The following is an 8480-nucleotide window of genomic DNA, read 5'->3' on the forward strand; positions in this document are numbered from 1 at the left end:
TGATGGGCCACGCCGACCCCAACGGATTATCGCAGACCTTTCATCACCAGCCGCAGGATTGCGCCCACTTCCGCACTCAGTTTGGGAATGCTCAACGGCTTCTCAGCCATCAACCAGTCGGCCAGCAATTCATTCAGGCCGCCCACCAAGGCCACGCACAACAGGTGGTGGTTGCGTTGGGGCAATTCACCGCGGGCCGCCAGTTGCGCCATGAACTGCTCAAACAAACCCGCCATGGTGTTGATGGCGTGTCGCCGTGCCCGTTCCATGGTTTCGCTGACACCCACCACCTCCAATACACCCACCCGGGCCCGCCGCCGGTCTTTCAGGTAGTGCTTCACCATGGCTTTCACGCCCAACTCAATTTGTTCGTCCATGGAAGCGTTGCTGGCCAACACCGCTTGCAACACGCCCGCGCTCAAGTCTTGAAGAATGTCGTTGTAGACCGCCATCAACAGGGCTTCGCGACTGGGGTACTCCTCGTAAAAATGCCGTGCAGTGACCTTCGCCTCCGAGCACAAGGCCTCAATGGTGGTGTTGGCATAACCGCGTGTGCCAAACAAAGCCAGTCCGGCTTCTTTCAAGCGCTGGCGGCGTTCGTCAGCCCGGGTGGCAGAATCTTGTCCGCGATACACCCGTTTTGATGCGGGAAGGGCGTGTGAGGTCATGGTATATTGTGACAAGATGCCTTGTCGAATAACAACTCGCCTGCAGTGTAAGGGGCAATCGCTGCATCCAACAATCCGCATTGTTCTGTATTTTTGCCACGTTCCGGAACAGGAGACAAACCATGGCAGTGACGACTCACATTGCACAATCCACGCTGACGCGAGCCATTCATCATTTCGACGGCACGCGAGATGCTGCCCGCCCGATGGACCGGGTTGAAGCGGTGCGTCGTGCTGGCGAAATGTTCCGTCAAGACATGCTGACGCATCCCACGGTGCAGTTTTACAAAGCCATGGAGTTGGTTCGTGTACCGTACCCCAGCAAATTTGCGTACCTGAATGCGTATGCAGGGTTGGCGCCCTTTGTTCACCTGTGCAACAAGCTCTTCGTGATCCAGTTCCACACGGCTGATGGTATTAAAACGCTGCTGGCCAGCCCATCCGATTGGGAGCACCAGCGCGCCACGCCTTTTTTTGCCCAACTGGACAAAAAGGCTGGTCCACTGGTGCCTGTCATGGAAGCTTTGGTACTGCGCAAAACCAATACGGTGCTGGGTGCCTTGGCCAACCTGGGCATACAGCCTGAGCAGGTGGATTACATCACCTACGACCACCTGCACACACAAAACCTGACCCGTTGGTTGGGCTCACCGGATGAGCCCGGATTGTTTCCGAACGCAAAGCTGCTGGTCATGAAGGAAGAATGGGCCAGCGCACACGGCTTGATCCCCTGGCAAAACCAATGGTACTGCCCTGGCGGTATCCGCGGTATTCCGGAGAACCGGGTGATTCAGTTGGAAGGCAGTGTATTTCTGGGGGACGGTTCTGTGGCCTTGGTGCGCACCAAAGGCCACACTGAGGGCAACCATTCGATTGTGGTCAACACACCGCAGGGTATCTTGGTCACCAGCGAAAATGGCGTCAGTCTGGATGCCTATGCGCCGGCTCAATCACGCATTCCAGGGCTGGCTGATTACGCAGCCCGCACGGGTGCTGAAGTCATCATCAATGGAAATACCCAAGAGTACGTGGTGGATCAGTACATCTCGATGGTGCAGGAAAAGGCCATGGCGGGCCCCTGTTTTCTGGACCCACGTTTTCCAAATGTCATGCCTTCTTCGGAGTCGGCTGGTCATTGGTTGTTTCCCGGGACGGCACCCACGTTGCGCATGGGTGAATTTGAAAGCGGTCAATTGATCTCAAACCCTGCATTGAAAAAGGCGGCCTGATGAGGAATTTTGTGGTGACTGGTGCGGCTTCCGGCATTGGTCAGGCTTTGGTTATTGCGTTGCTGGAGCAAGGCCACCGGGTGTGCGCTTGTGACATCAACACGGCAGGTTTGGAGTTGTTGAAGCGTCACGCCGACGCACATCAGCTCCGTTTGGCTGCGCTGGATGTTCGGGACGCCCAGGCTTGGCAGACATTGCTGGATTCGGTGGTCCACGAGTGGGGTATCCTGGATGTGCTGTGCAATGTGGCCGGTGTACTGAAAGAAAACTGGGTGCATGAGGCCACGGCCAGCGAAGTTGATTTTCATCTGGACATCAACGTGAAAGGCACGGTATTTGGTGTTCAGGCTGCGGTCAAGCACATGCTGCCCAATCACGCGGGTCACATCATCAACATCGCGTCCCTGGCTGGGTTGTCGCCAGTACCTGGATTGAGTTTGTACAGCGCCAGCAAATTTGCAGTGCGCGGTTATTCCTTGAGTGCCGCTCTGGAATTGGCCCCGCACGGTATTGCAGTGACCACCATTTGTCCAGATGCCGTTCAAACCCCGATGCTGGATATCCAATTGGGCAAGCCTCAAACCGAATTGACCTTCTCAGGGCCTCGCGCTCTTCGCACCGACGAAGTGGTGGCGGCCATTCTCAAAGCGCTGGACACCCATTGTGTGGAGGTGTCATTGCCAGCCTGGCGTGGTGCCACTGCGAAGCTCGCCTCGTTGGCGCCCAACTGGAGCGCCAAGGCCTTGGGTTTGTTCAAGCAGGCAGGGCGCCGTCGACAGCAGAAAATCCAGGCCGGTTGGTCTTCCACGAAAAAGTAACCTGCATTTGTCCACCAAATGTGTTGATAACTGACCCCAGGGTTGTGGATAACCGTTGGAAGTGGTTGACCGGCAGAGCTTTTCTTTAGCTTGATTAAAAAGTGGGCTTATTCGGTTTTCCGACGTTTCAGCAGCAGTTCCAACGCCTCGTTGGTGTGTCGCCTTGGGCTGGTGATGGCATAAAAATATTCGGCCAATTGGTCTGAAAACCCCACCCGCTGAAGCAAGCCTGACTTCAATTCATCCTGCACCACCACCTCGGGCAGCAGTGCCAGCCAGCCACTGTCGCGCGCAATCAGGCGCAGCATCGCCATGTCATCAATTTCGGCGCGCAGTCGGGGCTTCACCCCGGCAGTCAGGCACAGGGCGTCAAACTGTGCGCGCAAGGAATGGCGGGGGCCAGGCAGAGCCATCTCGAGGCCTTGCAAGTCCTCTGGAATGCGCAATGTCCGGTTCTTCCAGCGTTTCGCAGGGCCGACCAAGCTAATGGTCTGGCTACCCAGAAACTGGCAATGCAAAGGGCGGTTGGGGTCGGTGGGCACAGCTTCATTGGCCAGCACCACATCCAGTTGGTGTTGCAGTAAGCGGTCCAGCAAATCATTCAGCAGCCCCGACTCAATGGTCAGGGTTACCTTGGGGTTGGCCAGCAAGGGGCGAATCCAGTTTTCCTGATAGTTTCGAGACAAGGTTGCTACGCTGCCCACACGAAGTCGGATCATGCCTTCGCTTCGTCCCTCCAAGCGCCCCAGCAACTCCTGCCCCAGACCAAAAATGTTGTCGGCATAGGCCAACACAATCTGCCCGATTTCTGTCAGGTTCAATCGCCGGTTTTCCCGCTGAAACAGTGGTTCGCCCAATCGGTCCTCCAATTGGCGAATTTGCGCCGACAACGCCGACTGTGACGTATGCAGCTCTCGAGCGGCCTGCGTGAGGTGCCCGGTTTTGGCCACCCGCCAAAAATAGAACAAGTGATGGAAGTTGAGCTGTTCAAGGTTCATTGTTCGTATAAATCGATTAAAAGGTTCTGATCATTGTATTTTACAGAACAAGAAAAGGCCATCATCATGGCGCCTGTTGCACTGCGGGATAGAAACATGATGTCACTGACGGTTTTGGCTTGGTTCTTCGGCATGGCGCCCACCGTGGCCATGCTGATGGCTTGTGGATGGATGGCAGCACAAGCCCGTTCTCCCCGCCAGGCATGGCGTTGTTTTTCCATCTTGTCAACGTTCTCGGTGTTGTGCAGTCTGGGCGGTTTGATATTGCCCAGCGGTGAGGTTTGGTGGGTGTTTCAGCGCTCTGCGCAACAGGTATGGATGGCGCCTTTGGTTCAAGGCCTGGGCACCGTGATCGGTGCATTCTCAGCCCGTTATTTGCAGGGTGAACCCGGTCAACAGCGCTATGCGCTGGCATTGGCTGGCTTGCTGGCTGCTGTGCAATGCCTGTTGCTCGCAGACCATTGGTTGCTGTTGATCGGCAGTTGGGCGCTGGTGGGCATCATTCTTCAACAACTGCTGTGTTTTTACCCCGAGCGCCCGTTTGCACAATTGGCAGCGCACAAAAAGCAAATCGCGGATCGTTTGGCCGATGTTTGTCTACTGGCCTGCGCAGGTCTGGTGGGGTGGTCCACCGGCAGCCTGCGTTTGTCCGGGCTTGAGGCCTATTTGTTGAGCCACAATCCCGACACTGCACTGACATGGGCTGCTGTGTTGCTGGCCATTGCGGTGGTGTTGCGCACGGCACTGTTTCCGGTTCACGGTTGGCTGATTCAAGTGATGGAGGCACCCACGCCGGTCTCGGCCATGTTGCATGCCGGTGTGGTCAACCTGTCCGGCTTTGTTCTTATCCGTTTGTCCAGCTTGCTCAGTGAAGTGCCCGCTGCACAAACCCTGTTGGTGGGGGTGGGCCTGTTAACCGCCGTGCTGGCGGGCCTGGTGATGCTGACCCGCATCACCATCAAAGTGCGCCTGGCCTGGTCCACCGTTGCCCAAATGGGGTTCATGGTGGTGGAGTGTGGTCTGGGTTTGTATTCCCTCGCGGCTTTGCATCTCATCGGTCATTCCCTCTACAAGGCGCATGCCTTTTTGTCGGCGTCCGGTGTGGTTCAGTCAACGCGCGTCCAGTTGATGCAGGGGCGTCAAACCGTTTGGCAGCCCAGCCTGCTGCTGGCCGCACCTTTGGCGCTTGGGCTGGTGGCGGGTGTGCAGTGGCTCTCGGCAGTGTGGTTTGCACCCATCCACTGGCCTTGGTGGTGGAGCGGTGTTTTGGGACTGGCTTGGGCACCACTGCTCTGGCTGCCCAAGACCCAATCCAACCCACTGGGGTCGGGCCTGTATGGCCTGTTCACTGGCGCAACGCTGGTGGCAGGGCTCACCGGGATTGCCTCGCTGGCCCATGGTTTGGGCTTTGGCACGCTGGATCAACCCGTTCATTCGCTGGGCGTTTGGGTGTTGGCCGGTATGGCTTTGCTGTACACCCTGCTGGCTGCATTGCAACTGGGCTGGACCGGGATGAACACATTTCGACGCTGGAGCTACGCCGGCTTTTATGTGGATGAATACTTCACCCGTTTGGCACTTCGGTTTTGGCCGACAGCCTGGGGTTCCAGTGCGGCCATGCGCAGCGAATAAGGATGTTTCAACATGAATGCAATCACCGACCCCACCCAACTGTATGCCAGTTACTTTGCCCAGCAGGGCTGGACTGAGGCTGAGCAGCAGGCGCTCGATGAGGCTGTGCACAGTGCCTGTGGCGCCATTGCCCCCACTTGGCCCTTGGACCAAGCCATCGCGGTGAACCCGCATTGGCAACGCATCGGCAGGCCGCTGCGCGAGGTGGCGGCGCGCATGGCCGTGCTGGCGGGTATTCGAGTGTTTCCGTCCCGCATTGAAGTCCACAAGGCCTGGCAAGAACAGCGGATCGGACTGGCAGATTTGCAGTGGGCCATTGAGCACTCAGACCTGGGTTCTGCCAAGCCGCTGGATGCCCAACAATGTCTGGATGCGCTTCGTCAACCCATGGCCTTGGCGCAATTGCCCCTGTTGATTGATGTGCTGGATGATGACCCCCTGCGCCACACTCGCCTGTCGTGGCGTGAAGCCATTTCCCACCAAGTGAGCCAAACCTGTGCAGCCTATTTCGACCGTCAACAGGCTGATTGGCAACCTGAACGCAGCGGCGGTTTGTATGCGTTCTGGCGGGAAACGCTCACCCATGACCATGGCATAGGTGTTCTGATGGGGCTGCCCCACATGAGCCGCAGTCTGAGTGCTTTGCCGGCCACTTGGCAGGACGCCGAGCGCTGGGTGGTGCAACGCCTCGGTCTGCCGAAGGCTGTGTGGGCTGATTATCTGGAGTCTGTGTTGCTCACGGTACAGGGCTGGGCGTCGTGGTGCGCCTACCTGGGGTGGCAGGCTGGGCTCAAAGGCGAGCACGACCCACACCTGCGCGAGTTGTTGGCCATTCGCCTGGCGTGGGGCGTCATTTTGCTGGAATGCAAACACGATGCAGCAACCGAACGGGCCTTTGCGGCCCTGAAGGCCGACTGGCTGCATGCGCCCGAACGCCTTCAGGCTGCACAGCAAGGCCTGTGTGTGGATGAGGTTTGGCAACAGGCTTGGGACAGGGCTTACCAGCGCCAGTTGGCCAGCACATTGAGTGGCGACCATCAGGCTCACTCGGTGAGCACAGTCAGCTCTGTGGCTTTACAGGCGGCCTTCTGCATCGACGTTCGCAGCGAGCCCCTGCGCCGCGCTCTGGAACAGCAAAATCCGGCGATTCAAACATTGGGTTTTGCCGGTTTTTTCGGGTTGCCCGTGGCATACAACCCCTTGGGTTCTACCTTTCAGCGCCCCCAATTGCCCGGCTTATTGGCACCAACCCTGTGTGTGTCGGACGAGATCGAATACCCGCAGTCCACACCGGACAACATCCGCAAATCCACTGAGCAGGCTGGGCAAGCACGTCAACGGGGTTTGCAGCGGCTGGCGCAGTGGGGTGCGGCCAGCCGTTGGCCTGGTGCGGCATACTCCTATGTGGAGGCCGCAGGCGTTGGCTATTTGGGCAAGCTCGGGCGTTGGTTGCGGCCCAGTGACGCAGCACGCCAAAGCGATGACCTGATTGGCCTGCCATCCCGTTATCGGGCCTATTGCCGGCCGGGTTTACAAACCATGGATTCGGTGGCTCAGGTCGATTTGGCGGCGCGTATTCTGACTGCGATGGGCCTGACCCAGCAGCTCGCCCCGTGGGTATTGTTGGTGGGCCATGGTAGCCAAACCAGCAACAATGCCCACGCTGCCGCGTTGGACTGCGGCGCTTGCTGTGGCCAGTCGGGCGAGGTCAATGCCCGGGCGCTGGCCCGCCTGCTGAACCGGGCGGATGTACGCCAAGGGTTGGCCCAGCGGGGCTTGCCCATTCCCGCCAATACCCGGTTTGTGGGTGCCTTGCACAACACCACCACCGATGAATTGCAGGTCTTTGATCTGGATTTGTTGCCACCCGAGGCCTTGGCCGAGTGGCAGCGTGTGCAAGCCGATTTCCAAGCCGCTGGTGATGTGGTTCGCCGGCAGCGTGCAGCCAGACTGGGTTTGCCCACCGATGCGCCGGCTCAAAGCCTGTTGCAACGTTTTCGCCGCCGCGCCAATGATGGCGCTCAAACGCGCCCTGAGTGGGGTTTGGCGGGCAATGCGGCATTCATCATGGCACCGCGCAGTCGCACCCGCGGTTTGGATTTGCAAGGCCGCGTGTTTTTGCACGACTACGACCCGGTGCAAGACCCTGATCGCAGTGTGCTCGAACTGTTGATGACCGCCCCGATGCTGGTGACTCACTGGATCAATTGGCAATACCATGCCTCCACCTGTGACCCCCAGCGATTGGGCAGCGGGAACAAACTGTTGCACAACGTGGTGGGGGGGCATATTGGCGTATTTGAAGGCAACGGAGGAGACCTGCGGATCGGTTTGTCCACCCAATCCCTGCATGATGGCCAGCGCTGGGTTCATGACCCTGTTCGACTCACTGTGGTGATTGATGCCCCTGCAGAGGCCATCGATGCCATCCTGTCCAAACACGCTGTGGTCAGGCAGTTGGTGGACAACGGTTGGTTACACCTGTGGCGGTTTGAGGGCACGGGTTTGGAGATGCGGGTTGCGCAAGCCTGGCAAGCCATCTAGCCTGTGACAAATCAACAAAAAGGCCACCGTGAGGTGGCCTTTTGACTTCAATTGGTGGTGGGGTGGTACCCCGCATCAAACGACTATTGAAAGTACGGAATCGAAGCGCTGCGGGTTGCTGCGAACCGGAGCGAAAAGCCTGCCCGATTGTAGACCTGCAAGCAGGTTTCTCAGCCATGCTGGTCGCCGGAAACGGGCATCAAGCTCGTCTGCGATGGGATGTCGGTTCAATTCCCAAACCCTGAATCGAACCCGTGTCCGCACGGTAGTTCAAACGGTGGGCTCGGCGGCTGCGTCATTGTCGGCGGCGGGGTCGGTGAGCCGCCGAATCGTCAGTGCACAGCGTTGCTCAATCAAGGTATTGATTTGCTCAACCACGACATTGCCAGCAAAACTTTGTCCGGGGTCAAACTGGAGCTTGCGCGCCGTGGCGGGCAGTAGTTTTGTCAGGTCCAAATGCGCCGTTTGGCCTGCGTCAGTTTCCCGGCGGTCTCCAGCCGTACATACACCAAACGCTTCTGGTCATCCACCGCGTCGCAACTCCCTGACACCCCGGCCCAGCTTGCGGCGCAACAGGGCCCGCAGGGTCAC

General features: G+C 58.3%; 7 protein-coding genes. 4 read left to right on the forward strand and 3 right to left on the reverse strand.

Annotated features, from left to right (window positions below):
• Positions 1 to 26: 26 nt before the first annotated feature.
• Positions 27 to 668, reverse strand: a complete 642-nt coding sequence (locus VGE55_RS02425) for a TetR/AcrR family transcriptional regulator (protein ID WP_331130133.1) — start codon at positions 666 to 668, stop codon at positions 27 to 29.
• Between the two features lie 122 nt (positions 669 to 790).
• Here VGE55_RS02425 and VGE55_RS02430 point away from each other — a divergent pair, with 122 nt between their 5' ends.
• Together VGE55_RS02430 and VGE55_RS02435 are read left to right on the forward strand one after the other, a co-directional pair.
• Positions 791 to 1897 (forward strand): hypothetical protein, encoded by a 1107-nt coding sequence (locus VGE55_RS02430; protein ID WP_331130134.1) that lies wholly within the window; start codon positions 791 to 793, stop codon positions 1895 to 1897.
• A complete protein-coding gene (locus VGE55_RS02435; RefSeq protein ID WP_331130135.1) occupies positions 1897 to 2715 on the forward strand; it encodes an SDR family oxidoreductase in 819 nt (272 codons plus the stop codon). The genes VGE55_RS02430 and VGE55_RS02435 overlap by 1 nt, the downstream gene beginning before the upstream one ends.
• 107 nt (positions 2716 to 2822) lie before the next feature.
• Here the strand turns inward: VGE55_RS02435 and VGE55_RS02440 are convergent, their stop codons facing one another.
• On the reverse strand, positions 2823 to 3713 hold the full coding sequence (locus VGE55_RS02440; protein ID WP_331130136.1) for a LysR family transcriptional regulator: 891 nt from the start codon (positions 3711 to 3713) through the stop codon (positions 2823 to 2825).
• Between the two features lie 96 nt (positions 3714 to 3809).
• Here VGE55_RS02440 and VGE55_RS02445 point away from each other — a divergent pair, with 96 nt between their 5' ends.
• On the forward strand, positions 3810 to 5345 hold the full coding sequence (locus VGE55_RS02445) for an NADH-quinone oxidoreductase subunit L (protein WP_331130137.1): 1536 nt from the start codon (positions 3810 to 3812) through the stop codon (positions 5343 to 5345).
• 12 nt (positions 5346 to 5357) lie between these two features.
• Positions 5358 to 7889, forward strand: a complete 2532-nt coding sequence (locus tag VGE55_RS02450; RefSeq protein ID WP_331130138.1) for a DUF2309 domain-containing protein — start codon at positions 5358 to 5360, stop codon at positions 7887 to 7889.
• Positions 7890 to 8159: 270 nt separating this feature from the next.
• On the opposite strand, the gene VGE55_RS02455 is transcribed toward VGE55_RS02450, so the two are convergent.
• A complete protein-coding gene (locus VGE55_RS02455; protein ID WP_037031229.1) occupies positions 8160 to 8345 on the reverse strand; it encodes a hypothetical protein in 186 nt (61 codons plus the stop codon).
• Positions 8346 to 8480: the final 135 nt, after the last annotated feature.

It is taken from the genome of Limnobacter sp. (assembly GCF_036405155.1).
Classification (GTDB): domain Bacteria; phylum Pseudomonadota; class Gammaproteobacteria; order Burkholderiales; family Burkholderiaceae_B; genus Limnobacter.